This window comes from Bradyrhizobium sp. UNPF46 (assembly GCF_006658625.1).
Taxonomy (GTDB): domain Bacteria; phylum Pseudomonadota; class Alphaproteobacteria; order Rhizobiales; family Xanthobacteraceae; genus Bradyrhizobium; species Bradyrhizobium nitroreducens.
Genome location: NZ_LFJB01000046.1, coordinates 70,934 through 94,172, shown reverse-complemented (window position 1 = coordinate 94,172; position 23,239 = coordinate 70,934). Strand labels below are relative to the sequence as shown.

Genomic DNA, 23,239 nt, shown 5'->3' with positions numbered 1-23,239 from the left:
GTCTCCCTATATCAGGCCGCCGCCATCATCGTCACTGTCGTCGTAAGTCAAATCATGCATAACCCGATCGGGTATTTCGTTGGCAATGATCCGGTCGGGAATTCTGTCGGGACTGCTTGGAGCGGGAAGTTCAGAGTTGAAAATTCGGTCGGAAATCTCCGTCGTCGTCTTGGCATCGCTCAAACTCTGAAGCTCGCCCTCTACACCTTTGATCGTTGCGCGGGCCGTCGCGGCTGCGGCCATCGCCTCCTGGGCCCCCTCCTGCTTCAGCGTCCCCAGCACGACGGCAAGTGCCGACGAAGCCGTAATCTGCGTCAGCTTGTCGTCCAGAGCCTTTGCCAGATCGGAGGCCTTCCGAGCGAGCAATGCGGCGGCTTGTGGTTTGTCTCTCTGAAGCATCAATTTCGCGCGTTGCGCCGCCACGGCGGCCTCGAGTACACGATCCTTTTCCGCGTGCGCATATTTCTGGCATTCATCGTAGCCGCGCTCGGCATCGTCCAAACGCCCATCGCGCTGCGCTACGACGGCCAATTGGTAGGTGGCGTAAGCCGCGGCTCCTGCCTGTTTGAGCGAGGTGTTCAGCTCGATCGCCTGTTCGTAGTTCCGTCTGGCCTCGTCGTAGCGGCGTTCCGCGAGCGCCAGGTTGCCGAAGGCGACGAGGCACTTGGCAATACCGTTCTGGTAGCCGAACTGTTGGAACAGCCGCATCGCATCAGCGAAGCACGCCTGCGCCTTTTCATAGTGCTCCGAGTAGTAGTGCTGACAGCCGATCAGGTGGAGGATGCTCGCGCGCTGGATCTGGTCGCCGGTCTTTTCCGCGAGGCGGCGCGCCTGGTCGAAGTCGGCTAGTGCCTGCGCGGGATCGGTAGCCTGATTCATGGCGCCCCGACCGAGATGGGCGCGCGTTTGCTCTTCGTCGTCGCCGATCTGCTCCGCCAATCGCAGGGAACGTCGATACGCCTCCTGCGCCTCAGTCCGGCGTCCCTGCTGGGCCAGGACAGCGCCTTGTCGCGCAAATGCTCCCGCGAGATCGGCGCCAGCCAGTAACGGATCGAACGACATGTGCGCAATGCCGTCCCGGAGATCCTGGTCTGCCAGCATCAGGTCGCCCTTCAGAACGTGAACGACGCCTCGTCGGTAGAGCGCGCGTCCAAGATTGACGCTATCGCCATCACACTCGAAACGTTGCGCGGCCCTGACCAGATCGCTGAGCGCATCGTCATAGCGAGCGAGCAGTGTGTGCAGTATCGCGCGGTGCAGGAAGGCCCATCCGCGATTTTCATCGCTCAGATACTGCTCGCTGCTCAGGCACGCATCGATCTTCTCGAACGCCTCCGACCAAAGTCCCCTGATACGCAGAAAGTCGAATAGATTGCGCAAAGTTGCGATGACCCGGTCGAGGTGGCCTGGCTCTTCGCTCTGGACGAAGTCGTCCAGCAGTCCGAGTAGGTTGTCCTGCTCCTTCTCCAGCATCGGATGGTTCTTCCGATTGTCTCTGGCGTATTTTTCGAGCCATTGTTCGGCATATCTACGCTCGGAGGCGACCTGCTCTCGATCCAGGGCAGGATTGCCGTGTTCGGCGAGCAGCGGGTGCTGGCTGAGGCGATCGGGGCCTATGGCATCGAGCAGACCCAGTGATATCAGCTTGTCCTTGGCTGGGAAGAACTCCTTGATCTTCTCGCCGGCTTGCAAGGCTGCGAACGAAGCCTCGAGAGCCGGGAAGCTCGCTATCCTGACCAGAAGCCTTTGAGCACATGGAAGCGACGCCAGCTCGTCGTAATTTGCCTTGAACAGAACTTGAACTTCGTCGTTCGAGATCGTTTCGGGGGCCGTCTCGAGCCGCAACCACAGGGTCTTGTACGAGTCGCCCTCCGCGCATTTGGAGGCCGCCAGCCTGATTCCGAGCGGAAGGCGGCCCATGCGCTTGCAGATCTTGTCGACCAAAATCAAGTCAGCCTTGTTCAGGTCGGCTGCAGAAACTTGGCATAGTGAAAGGAACAGCTCTCTGGCAGCCTCCGCACTCAGCGGCTTAACTTTGACATCCTGTACTCCGTTCAGCTTGAGCGGCGCGGTGCCGTTCATCATCACAGCGCAGCCATTTGTGGCATCCAGCACGGCACGTCCGATCGTCTGATCGGATACTTCGTCGAGTCCGATCAGCAATCCCGGAAAGCTCGCCAACAAAGCCTTGAAGGCCTCGGTCTTGGCGGCTAGCCCGTCGGCCTCCGAGACTTTTTGGCCCGGGAAGAGTCTCGCAAGAGACTCGATGGCGCGTTCGGGGGTGGTTTTTCCAAGGCGATGCCAGATGCGGCCGCGGTCGATCGGCGCGCTGGTCGAAACCTGATTGAACAGCTGCGCTGCCAGACTGGTCTTTCCAACGCCGAAATTGCCGTGCAGGAACAGGTTGACGCCGGGTTTGACCTGCGCCGCGAGCTGTTCGAGCTGGTCGGCGCGACCGATCAGTGGCATTTGAAGTGGTGGCGCCTCGATGCAAGGTGCCGATACTTTTCGATCTTCGGTTTCTTGTTGTGGAAAGACCACACCTTGATCACCCCGCAGGTAGAGTACGAGCGCGCCCCAATCGCGATCTCCCAGGGCCGATTGCTGGAAGATGCTCTTGCGAGCCTGGAAGATGCAGTGGTCAATGGTCTCGCCGGACAGCAGGCGGGGATAGATCGCTTTGGCGATGGCAACGGCGTTCTTGTCGCGTAGCCGGTATTGGCTCGCAACCACCGCCGCAAGCCCCTTGAGGACGAGTGCGGCGGCGACTCCGCCATACGGGTTGTCGCCGCGCTCTGCGCTCTCACAGGCCTCCAGGATAGCCACCTTCACCTTGGCATCGCCGAGGAGTTGCGCGAGTTTGCTCCCCTCATATTTCTCGCTCTTCCTGTCCGCTCCCACGAGCAGCAGGCTGCCTTCTCCTTCCCAGAAATAGCCATGGCCTGAGAAATGGAACACGTCGCAAGGGCCCTTGAGCAGTCTTTCCAATTCCTCGCGGGTCCCCTGTTCGCCCCAGGCCGTCGAGACGATGACGCCTTTGGAATTCTTTGAGATTGCTTCAAGCGCGGCGGCGATGGCCTCGCGATCACCCTCGAGGTTCAGCTTTGGCTGACCATCCGGGCCTGCGAACGCAGCAACCAAACGGTACTTGCCGCCGTGCGGCGTCGATGGTTCCTCACCTCCGATGTCTTCGTGACGGACAATGGAGATGTCCTGATCCAGCGCCAGAAAGCCCGAAGGGTCGCAGATTTCCTCCTTCGGCGGCAGATAGAGATACTCCCATGGAAGGGACTTGAGTTCGGGCACCTGCAGCACCAGCCGCAGCCGCAACCGCTCGCCGACGTCCTTGACCTTGCGCCTGCTCGCCAGAAAGTTGGAGCGTACGGCCTTGGGGAAAATGAGTTCGGCGAGGATCGCACCTACCTGATAGAGGACCGCATCCCCTCCCTGCCGATCCTTGATTTGATCCAGCAGATTGACCGGCTCGCCGCTTGCGTCCTTCCGAACAAAAAGGTCGGGGCTATACGTAACTCGTTCCGGCTCGCCTGGGTTGGTTTCTCCCGGGGTCGAGCCCCACACCTGGACCCAGAGCGCGGTCTCCTTCCGTTCACTCCGGGCTTGCGGCGCAACGTGATCCGGCTGCTGGATAATGCGCGCGTCAGGCTCCTCCTTGGAGCCGCACCAGACGCGAACCGCGAAGGTCCGATAGACCGCTCCAGGCATGAGACGCGACCTTTGGCTAATCTGGCTAAGAGCCGATGTAATTTAGCCGAAAAGTAATCGTCCTACAATCTGTGAGCGAAGGTATTGGGAGGCATCGGCAGTTCTACGCCTCTTGTACGCCTCTTGCCGCGCAGCGGCAGGCAAACCGAGAATGATCCCGAGGGCGCGATGCGACCGCGCCCGCTCGGCCCATTGCCGGTCGACCTCGGCAGGCGACGAGTTCAAGCCGCGTGAGCGGTGTGGGCGACGCGCTTGCGGCGGATCGGCCAGGAGAACTGCGGGCCGGGCTCGCCGTGATCTGCGCTACCGCCGAAATACTGGATGATCTCGCGGCAGGGCTCGCAATTGAACAGGTTACGCGACGCGGATGCCTTGGTCATTTCCTTGAGGCAGTTCGGGCAGTGCGGTTTCATGGGGCGGTCCGGAAAGTAAATCTCAGTGTCGGCGTTGAGACGGAAAGGAGTGGTCGAGGTCCGTCGTGTCGAGCCCCGCATCGTCGTCCAGCGTGCCGTCGGTGCGCTCGAGGCGGCCGAAGAAGTAATCGAGGCCCGGATGCGGACGGCGCGGAATGCGGCACCTGCGTTTCGGCTGGCGCTTCACGAGTGCGATCTGCATGGCACTCAGCTCCGGCGGCGATGAAGGTGGACGATGCGGGCGGAGGTCGCGATCTTCACCGGTTGCGCCACATAGAGGCTGCGAGCTGCAACCGCCATGTTGAATCCGAGCCACAACGCTACGCCAGTCCAAATCAGGGTCATTGCCATGATGCGCTCCCGTCAAAAGCAGGCAGGAGTCACTTGCGGTGATTTGCGCGAATCAGTGAAGTCCGGATGAGTACGGATCAAGGTTGCAATTTTAGGCATTGCGCGTCGCAACACCCGTAAAAGCCGCGAGATTTCCGGTCGTTCGCTTGCGCCGCTCGATCTGGCTCAAATCGCTTCGCCGCGTGCTCCCAGCGCCGCGTTGCGGATCGCGGCGATGTTGGCCTTGTAGGCGTCCTGGGTGCCGCCTCTGAACACGGACGTGCCGGCGACGAAGGCGTTGGCGCCCGCCGCGGCGAGCGCACCCGCAACATCGGGGCCGACGCCGCCGTCAACCTCGATGTCGATCGGGCGTCCCGCGGTCATCGCGCGGATGTCGCGGATCTTGCCGATCGCCGAGGGGATGAAGGCCTGGCCGCCGAAGCCGGGATTGACCGACATCACCAGCACGAGGTCGACGAGGTCGAGGACATATTCGAGCGTGCTGATCGGCGTGCCGGGATTGAGCGAGACGCCGGCCTTCTTGCCGAGCGCGCGGATCGCCTGCAGCGAGCGGTGCAAATGCGGACCGGCCTCCGCATGCACGGTGATGTGGTCGCAGCCGGCTTTCGCGAAGGCCTCGAGATAGGGATCGCAGGGTGAGATCATCAGATGCGCATCGAACACCTTCTTGGTGTGCGGGCGCATCGCCTTGATGATGTCGGGGCCGTAGGAAATGTTGGGAACGAAATGACCGTCCATCACGTCGAGATGGATCCAGTCGGCGCCGGCGGCGTCCACCGCGCGCACCTCCTCGCCGAGCCTGGAGAAATCCGAGGCCAGGATCGAGGGTGCGATGGCCAGGGGGCGGGGGACGAAGGCTTGGGTCATGGCGCGGTTTCCCGGAAGGAGCCGTGAAAGATGGGCCTCGCCTAACATGGGCCTCCACGGCGGGCAATGCAGGGAGGCGTGCTTCCTGTGGGCGGAAATTTCTGCCGCGACCGGCACGAATTGCCGATGTGCCGAGGCCGCCTGGGGTGCGGCAGCGGCAGATTTCATTGAACTTTTCGCGCTGGCACGACGCTTGCTGATCTCGCCTGCAGAACATTGGCCGCGGCATGCCGCATTGGTTGGAGTTGTGCAATGTTGTTCGCCCTTGGTGCCGTCTCGAGCGCCCTCGACGCGATCCAGTCACTGACGAACTCGAAATCGTCCTCCTCGACGCACAAGACGGGGTCTGCGCAGGGCGCGACCAATCCGTTTGCGATCGACAGCGGCAAAAGCAGCACGACCAGCGGCGCGACCTCCTCCGTCAATTCAGGCAGTTGCGCGCAAATTTCGCCGGAGACCATGAGCGCGCTGATCGCCGCGCAGAGCCAATCGGCCGATAGCACCAGCGGTGCGACGAGCTCGACCTCCGCGAGCTCCACCTCCTCGACGTCGAAGAGCCGGGATGCTGCACTCAAGGATCTGTTCTCGCAGATCGATGCGGACGGCGACGGCAGCATCACCAAATCCGAGTTCGAGGACGCGCTGGGCGCTGGCGGGACCAACCTCGCGCAGGCTGACGACGTGTTCTCCAAGCTGGACTCCAATGCGGACGGCAATGTGAGCCTGGACGAGATGTCGAAGGCGCTGAAGAGCGGGCACGGCGGCCACCATCACGCGCAAGGTGCCAGCGGCGCGGGCGATGGATCGGATTCCTCGTCGAAGTCCGGCGGCGGATCGACCTCGACCACGACGACGGCCGCGGACGGCTCGACCACCACCACCGTCACCTATGCAGACGGCTTCAAGATGTCGACGACGGTGCCGGGCGCCTCCAGCTCCCGCAATTCGGCTTACGATCTGTTCGCGCAGTTGATGCAGCAGCAAGGTGGGCAGGCGCAGGGCGCTTCGGCGGCTGCCGGCTCGTCCATGTCGATGAGCGTGTAAGCGGTTAATCTCGCCCCGCAAGTGACGCTGTCATGCCTCGGCTTGACCGGGGCATCCAGTACGCCGCGGCCCATCGGTTCAATCAGGTCTGTCTCTGGAACGCTGGATCGCCCGGTCTTCGCCGGGCGATGACACCTGGTGCGTGAAGAGATGGGCGTCGAACTATCCGCCAAACCGGTCCTGCCACGCCGGCTGCGCGCCGGCGAACGGCAGCGCGGTCGCGTTGTACACGCCGCGTGCGATTGCGCGCGCGACCACGTTGGCGGCGACCATGCCGAGCTCGGTGAGGCCAATCAGCGGCTCGATCGGCTTCTCGCAGGTGGCCGCGGCAAACAGCACGTCGCCGTCCAGCGGTGCATGCACCGGATAGATCGCGCGCGCAAAGCCGGTGTGCGCGATCATCGCCAGCCGCTTGGCCTGAGGCTTGGTCAGCACCGCGTCGGTGACGACGGCGCCGATGGTGGTGTTTTCGCGCGCGCCGGCCGCGGGACCGCCCTTGATGCGCATGCGGAGCATGTCGTCGGTGAACCCGTCGGGCAGGCCGCGGCCGCCGAACTCGCCGTCCACCTCGAACGGCGCCGCCCAGAACCAGGGTCCGTTGCCGACGGTGACACTGCCCACCGCGTTGACGGCGACGATCGCCGCGACCTTCACGCCATCACGCGTCACGGCCGATGCCGAGCCGAGCCCGCCCTTGAACGTCGCAGTGGTGGCACCGAGGCCGGCGCCGACGCTGCCGAGCGCGAAATCCGTGCCCGCGGTGGCGGCAGCGGCGTAGCCGAGGTCGCGATAGGGCGAGAAGCGGCCCCAGGCCTTGTCGCCACCGTTGAGGAGGTCGAACAGGATCGCGCCCGGCACGATCGGAATCAGCGCTTCGCGAATCCGGTGGCCGCGCCCCTGCTCGGCGAGCCAGGCCTGCACGCCGCCACCGGCATCGAGGCCAAAGGCGGAACCGCCCGATAGCGCGATCGCATCGACGCGCTCGACGGTATTGGCAAGATCGAGCAGCGCGTCCTCGCGCGTGCCGGGACCGCCGCCGCGGACGTCGATGGCTGCGACCGCCGGCTGGTCGAAGATGATCGCGGTGGTGCCGGAGGCGACCTTGGCATCCTCGGCATGGCCGACGCGGACGCCGGCGATATCGGTGAGGAGATTCTTCAAGGCGGCTCCGTCGGCTGAAGGCGTTGCGCTTCAGCGATAGCGCAGGGATGCCGCAGGCTCAACTGGCAAGGGCTGTCCTGAGCATCTTGGCGAGCTCGGACTTGCGGTAGGGCTTCGCCAGCAGCAGCACGCCGGAATCGAGCCGGCCGTGATGGACGATGGCATTCTCGGTATAGCCCGAGGTGAACAGTGTCTTGAGGTCGGGGCGGCGCCGGGCGGCTTCGTCGGCCAGCTGACGACCGTTCATGTTGCCCGGCATGATGATGTCGGTGAAGAGCAGGTCGATGGTCTTGTCGCTGTCGATGATGGTCAGGGCATCCGCGCCGTTGGCGGCCTCGAGCGCGGTATAGCCGAGGCTCCTGACCTGGGTCACCACATACTGCCGCACCAGCGCATCGTCTTCGACGATCAGGATCTTCTCGCTGCCGCCGGTGATGGGCGCATTCTGCAGCGCCTCGATCTCGGTCTCCTGCACGCCGCTCGAGCGCGGCAGGTAGATCTTCACGCTCGTACCGTGGTCCTGCTCGCTGTAGATCTTGATGTGGCCGCCCGACTGCTTGACGAAGCCGAACACCATGCTGAGCCCGAGCCCGGTGCCCTTGCCGACCTCCTTGGTGGTGAAGAAGGGGTCGAACACGCGGTCAATCAGCTCCGGCGGGATTCCGGAGCCGGTGTCGCTGACGGCAATCATCACGTAACTGCCGGCAACGACGTCCGGGTTCATGCTGGCATAGCCGTCGTCGAGGAATATGTTGCGGGTTTCCAGCACCAGGGTCCCGCCCTCGGGCATGGCGTCCCGGGCGTTCAGCGCGAGATTGAGGATCGCCGTGGACAGCTGGCCGGGGTCGACCAGCGTCGGCCATGCATCCTCGGTGAGCTGCGGCACGATGGTGATCTGCTCGCCCAGGGTGGGGTGCAGCAGCTTGGCCGCTTCGAGCGCCAGCGCATTGACGTCGATCTCGCGCGGCTGGAGCGGCTGCTTACGGGCGAAGGCGAGCAGATGCTTGGTCAGCTGCGCGCCGCGCTCGGCGGCATCGTCGATCAGCTTGGTGATGGCAGCGAGCTCGGGGCGGTCGGCGACGGCGTCGGCCAGGATACCGATCGTGCCGGTGATGACGGTCAGCACGTTGTTGAAGTCGTGCGCGACGCCGCCGGTCAACTGGCCGATGGAGTCCATCTTCTGCACCTGGCGGAATTGAGCCTCGGCGGCCTGCTTCTCCGTCAGATCTCGTCCGATGAAGAAATGGCGCTTCACGGGCTCCGACCAGGTGCCCATCCAGTTCAGTGTGACCTCGTGACCGTCGTAGTGATAGTAGCGCGCCTCGAAGCTGCGCTTGACCGCACCGCGCCGCGCCGCGCGCATCTCCTCCCGCGTCTTGTCGAGATCGTCGGGGTGGATGAACTCGGTCGCGCTGTGTCCGATCATGTCTTCCGGGCTGAAGCCAAGGATGTCCTTCACGCTCGGGCTGACCTGGATGAAATTGCCGAAACCGTCGGTGACCAGGATCAGGTCCTGCGAGGTCTCGAAGATGCGTTGCCGCTCCTCGATCTCCCGGCGAAGCTTTTCCCTGGATTGCTTCTCCTCGGTGATGTCGTGGGCAATCTTGGAGGCGCCGATGATTTGCCCGTCCTCCGCCCTCAGCGGCGAGACATTGAGGACGACATCGATCTCGCGACCGTCCTTTCTGATTCGGACCGTCTCGTGCTGGGCGATCGATTCGTTGCCGCTGATGCGGTTGAGAATGCTCCTGACTTCCGGCTTGCGATCGTTCGGTACGATGATGTCGATCGGCTTGCCGATGGCCTCCGCCGCGGAATAGCCGAACAGGTCCTCGGCGGCGCGGTTCCAGCCGGTGACGACGCCGTTGAGCGACTGGGTGATGATGGCATCGTTGGAGGATTCGACGACGGCGCCATAGAGCGCCAGCCGCTTGCCGTAGAAGTCCCGATCCGATGCCGATTGCTCGCGCAGCCTGCCGACGAGACCCACCGTTCGGGCCTGAAGGCGAACGTTCTCGATCAGCAGCACGGCGAGCACGAAGCTCGACGCGCAGAGGCCGTAGAGACGGCCGGCATAAAAACCGAGATCGAAACGTGCGACGTTGACGATCGCGGACAGCGCGATGTCGAACAGCCATGCGCACATCACGACCATGAGCCAGACGTCGATCACCGAATGCGGGCGGCGGAACCACAGTGAAACGAGCGCGGCAAAGCTCAGCGACCACACGAAGGACACGACCCCGATCATGGTCGCAGTGTAACGGCCGTCGCGAAGCAGCACCGGCAACAGATCGTGCTGGCCGGTGACGATCCAGGTGAAGGCCCCCATGGCCGCGACCACGCCGAGCACGATGGCGTAAATCGCGTTGCGCGTGGTGCCTCTGACCCTGGGGCCGCCGTCCTTTTCCTTCAGCCAGGCATAGCCGAGGACGAAGAGCGGAAAGCCGCCGTGCCAGATCATGTAGAGCCAGACGGTGGTTTGGCTGCCCGCCCCAAACAGCCCGGTCGGCGTGAACAGGCCGGGGAAGGTGAGGGCGTGCACCAGCGCCGCCGCGGCGGTGAACAGGTAGCCGCTCGACAGCCACAACAGCGCGCGGGTCCGCAACACCGAAAACTGCGACAGCAGCAGCACGGCGGTGACGATGTCGCTGACCGCCAGGGCCGATTGATAGCTCGCGACGAAGGCCGGGATCGGAAGTAACGGGATACCTGCGAACGGAACGGCCAGGGCGAACAGGATCGAGGAAATGCCGACGATCCATAAGGCCGCGGTTCGGTCGGCCGACGTGGCCGGCAGGGTTGAAAGGAAGGTGCTTCGGTCGATCGCAGGCGCATTCATGTCGTGCAGACCCGTTTTGAGCATCTCCGCATTCCAAGATCCGGGCAGGCTGACCTTCACGGTAACCCGTTCCGCGCGCGTGTCGCGAACTGTTGCAGCGACGACTCAACCGAAGGTTACAGTTTACTTAATTTGGGTGGGAACGCGGAACAGGGATCAGGTAAGATGCGCTTTACTGGGCGGTGTCATAATGCCCTGCTACTGTGCCGGGTTCCAGGTTTGAATCATACGATTTGGTCGATCTGCGGGAGTTGTTCCCATGCCTCGCGTTCTCATCATCGACGACCAGAAGGACGTGCGCGCGATGGTCGCGATCGTGCTCCGGGTCAACCATTACGAGGTTGCCGAGGCCGACAATGGCGCGGCCGGGCTGAAGACCTTCGCGGAAAGCCCGTTTGACGCGGCGATCGTCGATATCTTCCTTGGCGACATCAGCGGTGTTGACGTCATCGCGGCCCTGCGGGAGCGCGCGCCGGGGCTTCCCATCGTTGCGGTGTCCGGAATGACGGCGCTGGATTTCATGGAACAGTCGCCCCACCTCGCCAACGTGATTTGCCTGCAAAAGCCGTTTCGACCGAACGATCTCCTGCAGGCGCTTCGCAAGGCCCAGACCGCGGCTACCGGCGAGCTGCCCGCAGCCGTTTGATACTGCCGCGAAAAAAACGCCCCGGGGCAAGCCGGGGCGTTGACGAGGTTCGCATGACGGGCTCGAGGGCCCGCGCCGCGCTCAGGTGCCGTTGCCCTTGATCTCGGCGTAGCCGCCCTTGGCGTCCCACTTGTAGACGACATAGTCGAGCTGCTTGATGTCGCCCTTGGCGTCATACTCGATCGGGCCGATCACGGTATCCCACTTGCCGGCCTTGATCGCAGCCATGACCTTCTTGGCGTCCGTGGTGCCGGCCTTCTTGGCCGCCTGCGACCAGACCTGCATCGCCGCATAGGTGTAGAGCGTGTAGCCTTCAGGGTCGATGTTCTTGGCCTTGAAGGCCTCGACGATCTTCTTGGCGGTCGGCTTGTTGCGCGGGTCGGGGCCGAAGGTGAAGAGCGTGCCTTCGCCGGCCGGGCCGGTGATCGAGGCGTACTCCTTGTCGGCGAGCGCGTCGCCGGCCATCAGGATCGTCTTGAGGCCCTGGTCGCGCATCTGGCGCAGGATCAGGCCGCTCTCTTGGTGGTAACCGCCGACATAGACGAGGTCGATGTTGTCGCGCTTCAGGCGCGAGACGATCGCGTTGAAGTCCTTGTCGCCCTTGTTGTAGGACTCGTACATCTTCTCGGTGATGCCGGCCTTGTTGAGCGCCTTCTTGGTCTCGTCCGCAAGACCCTTGCCGTAGGTGGTCTTGTCGTTGAGGATCGCGATGTTCTTGCCCTTGTAGTTCTTGGCGATGTACTGCGCCGCGACCAGGCCCTGCTGGTCGTCGCGGCCGCAGACGCGCGCCACGTTCCAAAGTCCCGCATCGGTGAACTTCGGATTGGTGGAGGCGGGGGTAATCTGGAGCACGTTGCCGTCGGCATAGGCTTCGGAGGCGGGGATCGACGACGACGAGCAATAGTGCCCGGCCACGAACGGGATCTTCGCGCCGGCGATCTTCTCGGCGATCGAGCGCGCCTGCTTCGGATCGCAGGCATCGTCCTCGACGGAAAGCGCGAGCTTCTTGCCGTTGACGCCGCCGGCGGCGTTGATATCGGCCACGGCCATTTCGGCGCCGTTCTTCATCTGGCGGCCGAAGGCGGACTCGCCGCCGGTCATCGGACCTGCGACAGCGACGGTGACATCCTGCGCGAATGCCGCGCTCGACAGCGCGATCGATACGCCGAATGCCAGACCGATGAGCTTCAGTGATTTCATGAGATACCTCGCGGGTGGTCGCCTGTGGGAGTTTCCGGGCATGCCCGGTCCAAACCGGGCGCCATTCTTGAATGAATTCGAGGAGAAGTCACCGGCAAAATACGGGCATTGGCGCAGATATCTCGCCACATTCAGCCGCACGCGGGCGCCCTGCGGCTCCGTCAGCCGTGTCGGCCGCCTTCCAGATAGGCGGCCCGAATCTCCGGGCGCTGCAACAATTCGGCGCCGGTGCCGGCCAGGGTGATCAGGCCATTGACCATGACATAGCCGCGATGGGCGAGCTTGAGGGCGTGGTTGGCGTTCTGCTCGACGATCAGCACGGTGAGGCCGTCCTGCCGGTTCAGGGTCCGGATTGCATCGAAGATCTGGCGCGCGATCAGCGGGGCGAGACCGAGCGAGGGCTCGTCGAGCAGGAGGAGGCGGGGACGGCTCATCAAGGCACGGCCGATCGCCAGCATCTGCTGCTCGCCGCCGGACAAGGTTCCGCCGCGCTGGGCATAGCGTTCCTTCAGCCGCGGAAACAGCGTGAAGACGCGTTGGAGCGTCGCCTCGCGTTCCGCATCCGTGCATTCGGTGGCATCCGCTCCCATCTGGAGGTTTTCCGCCACGCTCATGCGGGGGAAGATGCGCCGGCCCTCCGGCGATTGCGCGATGCGCAGATGCGCGATCTCGTGAGTGGGAACATCGGTGATGTCGCGGCCTTCGTACAGGATCTGGCCGGCGCGGGCGCGCGGCTTGCCGAAGATCGTCATCATCAACGTGGACTTGCCGGCGCCGTTGGCGCCGATCAGCGCCACGATCTCGCCGGCATTGATCTCGACGTCGACGCCCTTCAGCGCCTCGATCTTGCCGTAGGCGGCGCGAAGGCTGCGGATCGCGAGCAGGGGAGTGGGCGACGTCACGACCCGCTCTCCATCACGGCTGCGGCCTCGTCCTCGTCGGTGCCGAGATAGGCGGCGATCACCTTGGGATCGTCGCGGACCTCGCGCGGAGTGCCTTCGGCGATCTTGACGCCATGGTCCATCACCACGATGTGGTCGGAGATCTCCATCACCACCGACATGTCGTGCTCGATCAGGAGGATCGAGGTGCCGAGCTCGTCGCGGATCGAGAGCAGGAGCTCGCTCAAGGCCGCGCTCTCGCGCGCATTGAGGCCGGCGGCGGGCTCGTCCAGGCACAGCAGCGCGGGCTCGGTGCACATCGCGCGCGCGATCTCGAGCCGGCGCTGGTCGCCATAGGCGAAATTGCCGGCGGCATCGTCGGCGCGGTCGAGCAAATTGACCCGCTTGAGCCAGTCGGTGGCGAGATCGATCGCGCGCTTCTCGGCGTCGCGATAGCCGGGCGCACCGATGAGGCCGAGGAAGGTGAAGCCGGAGGCGCGCATCAGGGCGTTGTGCTGCGCCACCATCAGGTTTTCCAGCGCGGTCATGCCGGGAAACAGGCGGATGTTCTGGAAGGTGCGGGCGACCTTGGCCTGCTTGGCAATGCGGAAATCGTTCAGGCGCTCCAGCGCGACCGTTCTGCCGTCGTCATGGGTGAGGCGAATGGCGCCGCCGCTCGGTTTGTAGAAGCCGGTGATGCAGTTGAACACCGTGGTCTTGCCGGCGCCGTTCGGCCCGATCAGCGCGGTGATCTTCTTGCGCGCCGCCGAGAATGACAGGTCCTGCACGGCGACGATGCCGCCGAAACGCATGGTGAGCCGGTCGACGGTAAGAATCTTGTCGCCGCTCATCCGTGCCCTTCCTTGACGAGGTCGGAGGAGATCGCCTGCGCCTTGGTCAGATAGACGGTCGGTGCGCGATGGCCGATCAGGCCGCGCGGCCGCCAGATCATGATCAGCACCATGGCCATGCCGAACACCAGCATGCGATAGGTCTCCAGGCTCCGGAACAGCTCGAAGCCGCCGATCATGGCGAGCGCGGACAGCGCGACGCCGAGTTGCGAGCCCATGCCGCCGAGGACGACGATTGCCAGCACCAGCGCCGATTCCTGGAAGGTAAAGGATTCCGGGCTGATGAAGCCTTGACGGGTGGCGAAGAACGCACCGGCAAAGCCGCCGAACATCGCACCCGTCGCGAACGCCGTGAGCTTGGTGGTCGTGGTGTTGATGCCGAGCGCGCGGCAGGCGACCTCGTCCTCGCGCAAGGCTTCCCAGGCCCGCCCGATCGGCAGGCGGCGCAGGCGGATCGTCGCCCAATTGGTGAGCAGCGCGAGCGCCAGGATCAGATAGAACAGGAAGATAATGCGGTGGGTTGGCGAATATTCGATGCCGAGCTTGGCGGCGAGGCCGTCATCGCTGTTGTCGAGCGGGATGCCGAAGAAGGAGGGGCGGGGAATGCCGGATACGCCGTTGGGGCCGCCAGTCAGATCCTGCCAGTTGATGATGACGAGACGAATGATCTCGCCAAAGGCGAGCGTCACGATGGCGAGGTAGTCGCCGCGCAGGCGCAGCACCGGGAAGCCGAGCAGGACGCCCCAGAACGCGGCGAGGATTCCGGCCAGCGGCAGGCAGATCCAGAACGACCAGCCGAAATTGGTGGCGAGCAATCCATAGGAGTAGGCGCCGACCGCGTAGAAGGCGACGTAGCCGAGGTCGAGCAGGCCGGCGAGCCCGACCACGACGTTCAATCCCCAGCCCAGCATGACATAGGTGAGCACGAGGATCGCGAGATCGAGAATATAGCGTTGGTTATAGAAGATCACCGGCACCAGCAGCGTAAAGATCAGGAGCGCGGGCGCAAGGTAGCGGCCGATGAACGACACGCCGCTCTTCACCGCGGGCGGCACCAGGTTCTCGGCGCCGGTCGGGCCGATCCATTGCCTGAGCAGCTCGATCACGATCGAGCCGCCGAACACGGCGGCGACGATGGATGCGAGGTCACCGAAGCGGGTCCAATAGGTGAGCTGGCCCGAGGAGCCCGCCTCGGTGCGGATGCCGATCATCAGCGAAAACAGCACCAGCGCGATCAGCGCGTTGACGAAGGCTGTCTTCAGGAGAGCGGGGATGCTCGTTGCAGGTTTAGCCGGGTGGGTCGAGGGAGCTTTCACGCGTGCGACCGTCAGACTTTTTCGACTTCGGGACGGCCGAGCAGGCCGGTCGGCATGAAGATCAGTACCACGATCAGGATCGAGAATGCGGCGACGTCCTTGTACTCGACCGAGAAATAGGCCGACCAGAACGTCTCGATCAGGCCGATCGCGAGGCCGCCGAGCATGGCACCCGGCAGCGAGCCGATGCCGCCGAGCACGGCAGCGGTGAACGCCTTGATGCCGGCGACGAAGCCCATGAAGAAATCGACCAGGCCGTAATAGAGCAGGTACATCAGGCCCGCCACCGCGGCCAGCGCCGCACCGATCACGAAGGTCATCGAGATGGTGCGGTCGACGTCGACGCCGAGCAGCGCCGCCATGGTCTGGTCCTGCTCGCAGGCGCGCATGTCGCGGCCAAGCCTTGTGCGCGATACCAGCCAGGTGAAGATCGCCAGCAGCACGATGGTGGTGATGACCACGATGATCTGGATGTTGGAGAGCTGGATGACGAAGCCGTCCGCGCTCTCGTGCAGGGTATAGCCGCCGGTAATGACGGGCGGGATCGGCTTGACGCGTGCGCCCTGCGCGACCTGCGAGTAGTTGGTCAGCACGAAGGACATGCCGATCGCCGACAGCATCGGGGCGAGGCGGAAGGAGTGACGCAGCGGCCTGTAGGCGATGCGCTCGATGGTCCAGCCATAGAGCGCGGTGATCGCCATCGACACCAGCAGCACCACGAGCAGGATCAGCGGGATCGCGGTGAGGCCGAGCGAGATCAGGATCAGGAAGGTGATCAGGGCGATGAAGCCGCCGATCATGAAGACGTCGCCATGGGCGAAGTTGATCATGCCGACGATGCCGTAGACCATCGTATAGCCGATCGCGATCAGGCCGTAGATGGAGCCGAGCACGAGGCCGTTGATGAGCTGCTGGGCGAAATAATCCATGGGCTGCCGTACCAAACCTGACGCGGGCTCAAAGGAAGAGCTCTTAGGAGAGTGGGTTTATTGGGCCGTTTCTTTGGGCCCCGGCAGCCCCTAAGCATTCTTCCGGTTTTGTAACAGGAGGGAACTGGCGGCTGCAACAGGTCAACGCCTCGGCAGAAGGTCTTGTACAGAGGTCATTTGGTGCTTTCGGTTCCGCACCTGCGAGGAACTGGGTTCCCGGGGCAACCAATATGGATCGCGGCGGTTATCTCGTCTCTGACGTCCAACAAGGGAGTTCCCCGAATGACGAAGCAGCAGAACCAGAATCCGGGCCAGCAGAGTCAGACCCCCGGCCAGCAGCGCCCCGGGCAGCAGCAGGGCGGCGGTCAGAAACCCGGACAGCAGCAGCAGAACGACCCGATGCGCCAGGGCGACAGGCCCGGCCAGCATCAGGGCGGCCAGCGCGATCAGGACAGGTAGTTTGGGAGCCCAGGAGTAATTGAGGGTGACGAGGGCCCCGCCGGAAGGCGGGGCCTTCTTTCTTTTGGGTCTCACTCCGTCATTCCGGAACGGCTCGAAGAGCCCCCCCGGGGATCTCGAGATTCCGGGTACTGACCACCATCCCGGAATGACGACGTCCCAGGGGCCCGGTTAAGGTAAACAAAGGGTTTAAATTGCCGCCACAGTCTGATGCGAGTTAGCTCCGGCGAAGCCGCTGCCTTCCGTCGAAGGCCTACGGCCAGATCAAGCGGGAAGCGGCATGTTCAGGAATTGGCGGATCGGCTCGGTCAACGGCGCGCTGCTGGCAGCCTATTTCATTCCCGTATGGACCCTCGTCGCCTTCAGTATCATCGTGGCACCGGTGCACGGGCTCTACGAGCGGCCGAGCGTCGCCGTTGCGCTGTATCTCAGCGATCATCTCCAGATGGCAGGGATGGACACGGTGCGCGCCGCCTGGCTGCTGGCGCTGGGACGGCTGACCGTTGTGGCGTTCTTCGTGATCTATCTCGCGCTGCTCTGCATTCCCCGCACGCGGAAGAGTGGCGGCAGCGACGAGGCGCTCGGCATTGCGCTGGCGATCGGCAGCCTGCTCTCGTTTGCCAGCATGGTGATGGCCTCGAAAGTCGGCGAGATGGCTGCGCTCCGGCTGCACGCCACCGAACTTTTGCTGCTGCTCGGTGCCGCGATTGTGCTCGTGATCGAAAAGCCGGTGGCGCCGCCGAAGACGGTCGAGGCCGGCGCGCCGCCAAACCTTCAGCCGGCAAGTCTTCAGCCGGCAAGTCTTCAGCCGCTAGCTCTTGAGCAGGCCGAGCTCCTGCACAATCGCTGAGGCTTCCTTCACGGCGTGGTTGGCAGCCGGCACGCCGCAATAGATCGCTTGCTGGAGCAGGATTTCCTTGATGTCCTCGGGCGTGAAGCCGCCCTCGGCGAGCGCCGCGCGCACATGCAGGCGGAATTCGTCCCATTGCCCGAGCGCGACCATGGTGCCGATCACCAGCACCCGCCGCGTGCGCTCGTCGAAATGCGGTCGCGTCCAGATCTCGCCCCACGCATAGCGCGTGATCATGTCCTGGAAATCGGTGTTGAACGCGTTGCGGTTCGCGATCGACTTGTCGACCCAGGCATTGCCCAGCACCTTGCGGCGAACGTTCATGCCGGCATCGCGGCGCTTTTGGTCGTCCATTGTGTTTCTCCGGATCGGTCATTCCGGGGCGCCTCGGAGAGGCGAACCCGGAATCTCGAGGTGATGAATGCGGATCGAGATTCCGGGTTCGATGCTCCGCATCGTCCCGGAATGACGGTGATGGTGGTTAGCGCTGCGTCAGGAAGCCCACCACTGCGTCGGTGAATGCATGCGGCTGCTCGACGTTGGAAATGTGCGCGGCGTCGATGATGGTCATGCTGGCGCCGGGAATGTTCGAGCGGATCAGCTCTCCCGCGGAGATCGGCGTCGCCATGTCGTGGCGGCCGGCGATCACCAGTGTCGGACTCTTGATCTTCGGCAGCAGCGAGCGCTGGTCGAGCGTCGATAGCGCCTCGCAGCAGGCGAGATAACCCTCGACGGGCGAGGCAAGCAGCATCGACTTCATCCTCGCGGTGATGTCAGGCTCGCGCTCGCGAAAATCCTGCGTCAGCCAGCCTGCGATCACGGCGTCGGCGACCGCGGCGATGCCGCCCTTCTTCACGGCGTCGATGCGCTCCAGCCATTTCGTCGGCTCGGCATAGTAGCAGGAGGTGTTGGCGAGGATGAGCTTGCCGAAGCGTTCCGGCGCATTGGCGCCCAGCCATTGCCCGACCATGCCACCCATCGACAGGCCGCACCAGTGCACCTTCTCGATGTTGAGATCGTCGAGGATCGCGAGCACGTCGCGGCCGAAGCGCTCCATCGTGTAGGGGCCGGGCGGCACCTGGGACTTGCCGTGGCCACGGCGGTCGTAGCGGATGACGCGGAACACCTGCGTCAGCGCCTTCATCTGCGGCTCCCACATCTGAAGCGTGCAGCCGAGCGAGTTGGAGAGCATCAGGGTCGGCCCGCCGTCGCGGCCCTCGACGGAGACGTTGAGCAGGCATCCGTCGGCATCGATCATGGGCATGCGGCGTCTCCGTCGTATTGTTCAGTTCTTATTCGCGGTCGAGGCTGTCGAGCAGCCGGTCGATCAGGGCTTGGGAAGCCCCTTGATAGGCCATCGGCTCGAACAATGCCGCAATTTTTTCCGGCGAAAGCTGCGCGGTGACCTGCGAATCGGCCGACAGCACCTCGCGCAGATGCTTCTTCTCGGCGACCGCGCGCTTGCTGGCGGCCTCGACGAGGTGATGCGCATCGCTCTTGCCGATCCTCTCCGCCAGCGCAAAGGTGACGGCTTCCGCCATGATCAGGCCATGCGTCGCATCGAGATTGCTGCGCATGCGCGCGGCGTCGACGTCCAGGCCCTCCGCGATGTCGACAATCGCGGCCAGCGCGCCCGAGGCGACCAGCATCAGTTGCGGCAGCGTCGGCCATTCCGCGTGCCAGGGGCCGGCGCTGCGCTCGTGGTCCTGCACCTGGGCCGCGAAGATCGTCGCCGCAAGCTGTGGAGCCATTGTCGCGGCGCCCAGCGCGCTGGCCGCGGCGACCGGGTTGCGCTTATGCGGCATGGTCGAGGAGCCGCCGCGGCCTTCGCCGGCGGGCTCGAATGCTTCGGCGACGTCGGTCTGCATCAGCAGCGAGACGTCGCGCGCGATCTTGCCGCAGCTGCCGGCCAGAATAGCGAGACAGGATGCGGCCTCCGCGATGCGGTCGCGATGGGTGTGCCAGGGCGCCTCCGGCAGCGGCAGGTTCAGCTCCTGCGCCAGCCGTTCGGCCACCGCGAGCCCCCTGTCGCCGAGGGCGGCGAGCGTGCCGGCGGCGCCGCCGAATTGCAGCGCGAGGCCCTCGCGGCGCAGCCGCCGCAGGCGGCAGCGGGCGCGGGCGAGGCTCGAGGCATATTCGGCGGCCTTGAGACCGAACGGCATCGGCAGCGCGTGCTGGAGCCAGGTCCGTGCCACCATCGCAGTGTTGCGATGGCTGCGCGCCAGCGCCGCAATGCCCTTGATGGCGCGGCTGAGGTCGGCGTCCAGCGCATCGATGCCGGCGCGAAGCGTGAGCATGGTCGCGGTGTCGATCACATCCTGGCTGGTCGCGCCCCAATGCACGTAGCGCGCGGCCTCCTTGTCAGCCTTGCCGACATTGGCGGTCAGCATCTTGACCAGGGGAATGGCGAGATTGCCCGATCGCGTCGCGGCCTCCGCCAACGCGGCCATGTCAAAGCCATCGGCCCTGCACGCGGCCTCGATCGGGCCCACCGCCGATACGGGAATCACATCCGTGGCGGCCTCGGCGCGTGCCAGGGCTGCCTCGAAATCAAGCATGTACTGGAGCGTCGACCGGTCGTCGCAGACCGCGCGCATGGCGGCGCTCGACAGCATCGGTGCGAGCAGGGGGGAGAGGGAAGTGCTCATGGTGCGCGCGACCTAATCATCATGGCCCGGCCGTGCCAATCCCCCACCGCCCGCACACGTCTTTTTGCAGTTGCGAATATGCATTGCTCGTGACCGGGCGCCGCCCTTTCCTTTGCCGCGTCCCTGCGTTACTTGATCAGCACTATAGTTGCGCGATCCGGGAGGTACCCTCATGGCCATGACGATGAACGGCGAAGTCCAGCTTGCGGCGCCGCGCGAGGCCGTGTGGGCCAAGCTCAACGATCCCGAGGTGCTGAAGGCCTGCATCCCCGGCTGCGAAGAGCTCGAGAAGACCGACGACGGCGGCTTCCGCGCAACGGCGAAAATGAAGGTCGGCCCGGTGTCGGCACGCTTCAAGGGCAAGGTCACGCTCAGCGATCTCGACCCGCCGAGCGGCTACAGAATCTCGGGTGAGGGCGAGGGCGGGGTCGCCGGCTTCGCCAAGGGTGGCGCGGTGGTCAAGCTCGCGGAGAAGGACGGCGGCACGCTGCTCTCCTACGAGGTCGAGGCGCAGATCGGCGGCAAGTTGGCGCAGCTCGGCCAGCGCCTCATCAACGGCGCCGCCAAGAAGCTGGCCGACGAGTTTTTCGCGAACTTCGCCAAGGCGGTACAGAGCTGAAGGTCATCGCCTTCGGCATGGCGCCTTGCACCCCGGGCGATGTTGCCCCGGGGCATAATGGCCCATATGATGGGTTGGAATAATTATAAGAACCGCTTCGACGGGACCCGTCGGGGCGCTGATAGAGAGTGCTTATGGCAAAAATCTCCCTCATCGTGAACGGCAATCCTGTTACCGCCAACGTCGATCCCCGCACCCTCCTGGTGCAGTTCCTGCGCGAGAATCTGCACCTGACCGGCACCCATGTCGGCTGCGACACCTCGCAGTGCGGCGCCTGTGTCGTGCATCTCGACGGCAAGGCCGTGAAGTCCTGCACCACGCTTGCCGTGATGGCCGATGGCCACGAGGTCAAGACGATCGAGGGACTGGCCGCCGACGGGGCGCCGCTGCATCCGATGCAGGAGGCCTTCCGCGAGCATCATGGCCTGCAGTGCGGCTTCTGCACGCCGGGCATGATCATGACCGCGATCGACATCGTGCACCGCAAGGGCCACGAGCTGGACGACCATACGATCCGGGAAGAACTGGAAGGCAATCTCTGCCGCTGCACCGGCTACCAGAACATCGTCACCTCGATCTCCGCCGGCGCCAAGGCGATGGCGAAATCCGATCTCGCGTAACGCGCCTCCCGCGACCAGGACATTCAGATGTACGAATTCAAATATCATCGCCCCGGGACCGTGCGGCAGGCCGCCAACCTCCTGGTGAAGAACGAAGACGCCAAGGTGATCGCCGGCGGTCACACGCTGATTCCCGTCATGAAGCAGCGCCTCGCCAGCCCCCCGCATCTGGTCGACCTCTCCCATATCGAGGGGCTCAACACGATCGAGATGAAAGGCCGTTCGCTCGTGATCGGCGCCACCGCCAGGCACGCCGAGGTCGCGGGCTCCGCGATCGTCGGCGAGGCGATCCCGGCGCTCGCGAATCTCGCGAGCCAGATCGGCGATCCCGCCGTGCGCCACAAGGGCACGATCGGCGGCTCGCTCGCCAACAACGATCCGACCGCGGACTATCCGGCCGCCGTGCTCGCGCTGGGCGCGACCATCGTCACCAACAAGCGCCGTCTCAAGGCCGAGGAGTATTTCCAGGGCCTGTTCTCGACCGCGCTGGAAGCCGATGAGATCATCACCAAGGTGATGTTCCCGCTGCCCAAGAAGGCGGCCTACGTCAAGTTCCGCAACCAGGCCTCGCGCTATGCGCTGGTCGGCGTGTTCGTGGCGCGGCGTCCGTCGGACGTTCGGGTTGCCGTGACCGGCGCCGGCTCCGAGGGCGTGTTCCGCGTCGAGGCGTTCGAGGAAGCGCTGAAGAAGCGCTTCGCGTCGAAGGCGATCGAAGGCATCGAGGTGCCGGCGGAGGGGCTCAACAGCGACATCCATGGCAGCGCCGAATACCGCGCGCACCTCATCGGGGTGCTGACGCGGCGTGCCCTCGATGCCGCCAATGCCAAGGGGTGAGTTCATCTCACGCCACGGCAAAACTTGTCCCGGTGAGGGCGTAGCGAGACTGGCTTTTTCATGACTTCAGCGACCAATTCTTCCGGTGCTTTGCCGGCATCGGTGGATGCGATGCTCGAACTCCTGACGTCGCGCGGCTATCTCGCCGAGCGATCGCTGGCGACGGTGACGTACCTCTCGCTGCGCATGGGCCGGCCACTGTTCCTGGAAGGCGAGGCCGGCGTCGGCAAGACCGAGATTGCAAAGGTGCTGTCGGCGGCGCTGGGGCGGAAGCTGATCCGCCTGCAGTGCTACGAGGGCCTCGACGTCTCCTCCGCGGTCTACGAGTGGAATAGCGCTGCGCAGATGATCGCGATCCGGATGGCGGAAGCCGCCGGCGATACCGATCGCGATCAGCTCTCGAGCGACATCTTCGCCGACCGCTACATGATCAAGCGTCCGTTGCTCCAGGCGCTGGAGCCCGACGTCGCGGGACCGCCGGTGCTGCTGATCGACGAGCTCGACCGTGCGGACGAAGCGTTCGAGGCGTACCTGCTCGAAATCCTCAGCGACTTCCAGGTGACCATCCCCGAATTCGGCACCGTGAAGGCACCGGCCCCGCCGATCGTCATCATCACGTCCAATCGCACCCGCGAGATTCACGACGCGCTGAAGCGGCGCTGCCTCTATCATTGGGTGGATTATCCCGCCGCCGAGCGCGAGCTCGCGATCGTCAAGACGCGCGTGCCCGGCATCTCGGCCAAGCTGTCGCAGCAGGTCGTGCTCTTCGTGCAGGCGCTGCGTAACCAGGACTTCTACAAGTCCCCGGGCGTTGCGGAGACCATCGACTGGGCCACCGCCCTGTCCGAGTTGGATGCCCGCTCGCTGACCCCGCAAGTGGTCGGCGACACGCTGGGCGCGCTGCTCAAGTACCAGGACGACATCACCCGCATGCAGGGCGACACGCTGCAGAAGGTGCTGAAGGAAGCGACGAGCGAGAATTGAC

Annotated in this window: 23 protein-coding genes; 8 read left to right on the top strand and 15 right to left on the bottom strand. The window is 64.4% G+C overall.

From position 1 onward, the window contains the following. Positions 1-6: 6 nt before the first annotated feature. The 5 genes from UNPF46_RS19225 to rpe form a co-directional block, all read right to left on the bottom strand. Positions 7-3,723 carry a CHAT domain-containing protein gene (locus UNPF46_RS19225; protein WP_142251037.1) on the bottom strand — a complete coding sequence of 1,239 codons (3,717 nt, stop codon included), beginning with the start codon at positions 3,721-3,723 and terminating at the stop codon, positions 7-9. 221 nt (positions 3,724-3,944) lie between these two features. Next, positions 3,945-4,136, bottom strand: a complete 192-nt coding sequence (locus UNPF46_RS19220; protein WP_063195324.1) for a hypothetical protein — start codon at positions 4,134-4,136, stop codon at positions 3,945-3,947. Positions 4,137-4,158: 22 nt separating this feature from the next. Next, a complete protein-coding gene (locus tag UNPF46_RS19215) occupies positions 4,159-4,338 on the bottom strand; it encodes a hypothetical protein (RefSeq protein ID WP_100176701.1) in 180 nt (59 codons plus the stop codon). Between the two features lie 5 nt (positions 4,339-4,343). Beyond that, on the bottom strand, positions 4,344-4,487 hold the full coding sequence (locus UNPF46_RS37560) for a hypothetical protein (RefSeq protein WP_181770008.1): 144 nt from the start codon (positions 4,485-4,487) through the stop codon (positions 4,344-4,346). Between the two features lie 165 nt (positions 4,488-4,652). Then, entirely contained in the window at positions 4,653-5,354 is a 702-nt protein-coding gene (gene rpe, locus UNPF46_RS19210; RefSeq protein WP_142251036.1) for a ribulose-phosphate 3-epimerase, read from the bottom strand. A gap of 252 nt (positions 5,355-5,606) precedes the next feature. Between rpe and UNPF46_RS19205 the strand changes: the two genes are divergently transcribed. Continuing rightward, the gene (locus UNPF46_RS19205; protein WP_142251035.1) at positions 5,607-6,398 is read left to right on the top strand and encodes an EF-hand domain-containing protein; all 792 of its coding nucleotides are present in this window, start codon (positions 5,607-5,609) and stop codon (positions 6,396-6,398) included. 162 nt (positions 6,399-6,560) lie between these two features. On the opposite strand, the gene UNPF46_RS19200 is transcribed toward UNPF46_RS19205, so the two are convergent. Both UNPF46_RS19200 and UNPF46_RS19195 read right to left on the bottom strand, forming a co-directional pair. Further along, on the bottom strand, positions 6,561-7,559 hold the full coding sequence (locus UNPF46_RS19200; RefSeq protein ID WP_142251034.1) for a P1 family peptidase: 999 nt from the start codon (positions 7,557-7,559) through the stop codon (positions 6,561-6,563). A gap of 58 nt (positions 7,560-7,617) precedes the next feature. Next, on the bottom strand, positions 7,618-10,425 hold the full coding sequence (locus UNPF46_RS19195; protein ID WP_100176705.1) for a PAS domain S-box protein: 2,808 nt from the start codon (positions 10,423-10,425) through the stop codon (positions 7,618-7,620). Positions 10,426-10,660: 235 nt separating this feature from the next. Between UNPF46_RS19195 and UNPF46_RS19190 the strand changes: the two genes are divergently transcribed. Further along, positions 10,661-11,047: a response regulator gene (locus UNPF46_RS19190; RefSeq protein ID WP_174718885.1), complete on the top strand. Its 387-nt coding sequence runs from the start codon at positions 10,661-10,663 to the stop codon at positions 11,045-11,047. A gap of 81 nt (positions 11,048-11,128) precedes the next feature. Here UNPF46_RS19190 and UNPF46_RS19185 read toward each other — a convergent pair whose 3' ends face one another. The 5 genes from UNPF46_RS19185 to UNPF46_RS19165 all read right to left on the bottom strand — a co-directional run bounded on the left by UNPF46_RS19185 (position 11,129) and on the right by UNPF46_RS19165 (position 16,224). After that, the gene (locus tag UNPF46_RS19185; protein ID WP_100176706.1) at positions 11,129-12,247 is read right to left on the bottom strand and encodes a branched-chain amino acid ABC transporter substrate-binding protein; all 1,119 of its coding nucleotides are present in this window, start codon (positions 12,245-12,247) and stop codon (positions 11,129-11,131) included. 161 nt (positions 12,248-12,408) lie between these two features. Beyond that, positions 12,409-13,149, bottom strand: a complete 741-nt coding sequence (locus UNPF46_RS19180; protein ID WP_100176707.1) for an ABC transporter ATP-binding protein — start codon at positions 13,147-13,149, stop codon at positions 12,409-12,411. After that, the gene (locus tag UNPF46_RS19175) at positions 13,146-13,979 is read right to left on the bottom strand and encodes an ABC transporter ATP-binding protein (RefSeq protein ID WP_100176708.1); all 834 of its coding nucleotides are present in this window, start codon (positions 13,977-13,979) and stop codon (positions 13,146-13,148) included. Before UNPF46_RS19175 ends, UNPF46_RS19180 begins: the two co-directional genes overlap by 4 nt. Beyond that, complete coding sequence (livM, locus tag UNPF46_RS19170) at positions 13,976-15,295, bottom strand: high-affinity branched-chain amino acid ABC transporter permease LivM (protein ID WP_100176709.1); 1,320 nt, start codon at positions 15,293-15,295, stop codon at positions 13,976-13,978. The genes UNPF46_RS19175 and livM overlap by 4 nt, the downstream gene beginning before the upstream one ends. A gap of 11 nt (positions 15,296-15,306) precedes the next feature. Further along, a complete protein-coding gene (locus UNPF46_RS19165) occupies positions 15,307-16,224 on the bottom strand; it encodes an ABC transporter permease subunit (RefSeq protein WP_100176710.1) in 918 nt (305 codons plus the stop codon). Positions 16,225-16,506: 282 nt separating this feature from the next. Here UNPF46_RS19165 and UNPF46_RS37555 point away from each other — a divergent pair, with 282 nt between their 5' ends. Further along, positions 16,507-16,683 carry a hypothetical protein gene (locus UNPF46_RS37555; RefSeq protein ID WP_181770007.1) on the top strand — a complete coding sequence of 59 codons (177 nt, stop codon included), beginning with the start codon at positions 16,507-16,509 and terminating at the stop codon, positions 16,681-16,683. Positions 16,684-16,963: 280 nt separating this feature from the next. Then, positions 16,964-17,533: a hypothetical protein gene (locus UNPF46_RS19155; RefSeq protein ID WP_142251033.1), complete on the top strand. Its 570-nt coding sequence runs from the start codon at positions 16,964-16,966 to the stop codon at positions 17,531-17,533. Here the strand turns inward: UNPF46_RS19155 and UNPF46_RS19150 are convergent. From UNPF46_RS19150 to UNPF46_RS19140, 3 genes are all read right to left on the bottom strand, one after another. After that, positions 17,495-17,887, bottom strand: a complete 393-nt coding sequence (locus UNPF46_RS19150) for a carboxymuconolactone decarboxylase family protein (RefSeq protein ID WP_142251032.1) — start codon at positions 17,885-17,887, stop codon at positions 17,495-17,497. The two genes, UNPF46_RS19155 and UNPF46_RS19150, sit on opposite strands and share 39 nt — an antisense overlap. Before the next feature lie 127 nt (positions 17,888-18,014). Continuing rightward, on the bottom strand, positions 18,015-18,797 hold the full coding sequence (pcaD, locus tag UNPF46_RS19145) for a 3-oxoadipate enol-lactonase (RefSeq protein ID WP_142251031.1): 783 nt from the start codon (positions 18,795-18,797) through the stop codon (positions 18,015-18,017). 28 nt (positions 18,798-18,825) lie between these two features. Continuing rightward, positions 18,826-20,181 carry a 3-carboxy-cis,cis-muconate cycloisomerase gene (locus UNPF46_RS19140; RefSeq protein ID WP_142251030.1) on the bottom strand — a complete coding sequence of 452 codons (1,356 nt, stop codon included), beginning with the start codon at positions 20,179-20,181 and terminating at the stop codon, positions 18,826-18,828. Positions 20,182-20,353: 172 nt separating this feature from the next. Between UNPF46_RS19140 and UNPF46_RS19135 the strand changes: the two genes are divergently transcribed. From UNPF46_RS19135 to UNPF46_RS19120, 4 genes are all read left to right on the top strand, one after another. Further along, complete coding sequence (locus tag UNPF46_RS19135) at positions 20,354-20,800, top strand: SRPBCC family protein (RefSeq protein WP_142251029.1); 447 nt, start codon at positions 20,354-20,356, stop codon at positions 20,798-20,800. Between the two features lie 134 nt (positions 20,801-20,934). Further along, on the top strand, positions 20,935-21,420 hold the full coding sequence (locus tag UNPF46_RS19130; RefSeq protein ID WP_097658276.1) for a (2Fe-2S)-binding protein: 486 nt from the start codon (positions 20,935-20,937) through the stop codon (positions 21,418-21,420). A 27-nt stretch (positions 21,421-21,447) separates the two neighbouring features. Next, the gene (locus UNPF46_RS19125) at positions 21,448-22,254 is read left to right on the top strand and encodes an FAD binding domain-containing protein (protein WP_142251028.1); all 807 of its coding nucleotides are present in this window, start codon (positions 21,448-21,450) and stop codon (positions 22,252-22,254) included. 60 nt (positions 22,255-22,314) lie between these two features. Beyond that, entirely contained in the window at positions 22,315-23,238 is a 924-nt protein-coding gene (locus UNPF46_RS19120) for an AAA family ATPase (RefSeq protein WP_142251027.1), read from the top strand. Position 23,239 lies beyond the last annotated feature (1 nt).

Coding starts and splice junctions, on each gene's coding strand:
- UNPF46_RS19225 (WP_142251037.1), bottom strand. CDS start 3,723: ATGCCTGGAGCGGTCTATCGGACCTTCGCGGTTCGCGTCTGGTGCGGC.
- UNPF46_RS19220 (WP_063195324.1), bottom strand. CDS start 4,136: ATGAAACCGCACTGCCCGAACTGCCTCAAGGAAATGACCAAGGCATCC.
- UNPF46_RS19215 (WP_100176701.1), bottom strand. CDS start 4,338: ATGCAGATCGCACTCGTGAAGCGCCAGCCGAAACGCAGGTGCCGCATT.
- UNPF46_RS37560 (WP_181770008.1), bottom strand. CDS start 4,487: ATGGCAATGACCCTGATTTGGACTGGCGTAGCGTTGTGGCTCGGATTC.
- rpe (WP_142251036.1), bottom strand. CDS start 5,354: ATGACCCAAGCCTTCGTCCCCCGCCCCCTGGCCATCGCACCCTCGATC.
- UNPF46_RS19205 (WP_142251035.1), top strand. CDS start 5,607: ATGTTGTTCGCCCTTGGTGCCGTCTCGAGCGCCCTCGACGCGATCCAG.
- UNPF46_RS19195 (WP_100176705.1), bottom strand. CDS start 10,425: ATGCTCAAAACGGGTCTGCACGACATGAATGCGCCTGCGATCGACCGA.
- UNPF46_RS19190 (WP_174718885.1), top strand. CDS start 10,661: ATGCCTCGCGTTCTCATCATCGACGACCAGAAGGACGTGCGCGCGATG.
- UNPF46_RS19185 (WP_100176706.1), bottom strand. CDS start 12,247: ATGAAATCACTGAAGCTCATCGGTCTGGCATTCGGCGTATCGATCGCG.
- UNPF46_RS19175 (WP_100176708.1), bottom strand. CDS start 13,979: ATGAGCGGCGACAAGATTCTTACCGTCGACCGGCTCACCATGCGTTTC.
- UNPF46_RS19165 (WP_100176710.1), bottom strand. CDS start 16,224: ATGGATTATTTCGCCCAGCAGCTCATCAACGGCCTCGTGCTCGGCTCC.
- UNPF46_RS37555 (WP_181770007.1), top strand. CDS start 16,507: ATGACGAAGCAGCAGAACCAGAATCCGGGCCAGCAGAGTCAGACCCCC.
- UNPF46_RS19155 (WP_142251033.1), top strand. CDS start 16,964: ATGTTCAGGAATTGGCGGATCGGCTCGGTCAACGGCGCGCTGCTGGCA.
- UNPF46_RS19150 (WP_142251032.1), bottom strand. CDS start 17,887: ATGGACGACCAAAAGCGCCGCGATGCCGGCATGAACGTTCGCCGCAAG.
- pcaD (WP_142251031.1), bottom strand. CDS start 18,797: ATGCCCATGATCGATGCCGACGGATGCCTGCTCAACGTCTCCGTCGAG.
- UNPF46_RS19140 (WP_142251030.1), bottom strand. CDS start 20,181: ATGAGCACTTCCCTCTCCCCCCTGCTCGCACCGATGCTGTCGAGCGCC.
- UNPF46_RS19135 (WP_142251029.1), top strand. CDS start 20,354: ATGGCCATGACGATGAACGGCGAAGTCCAGCTTGCGGCGCCGCGCGAG.
- UNPF46_RS19130 (WP_097658276.1), top strand. CDS start 20,935: ATGGCAAAAATCTCCCTCATCGTGAACGGCAATCCTGTTACCGCCAAC.
- UNPF46_RS19125 (WP_142251028.1), top strand. CDS start 21,448: ATGTACGAATTCAAATATCATCGCCCCGGGACCGTGCGGCAGGCCGCC.
- UNPF46_RS19120 (WP_142251027.1), top strand. CDS start 22,315: ATGACTTCAGCGACCAATTCTTCCGGTGCTTTGCCGGCATCGGTGGAT.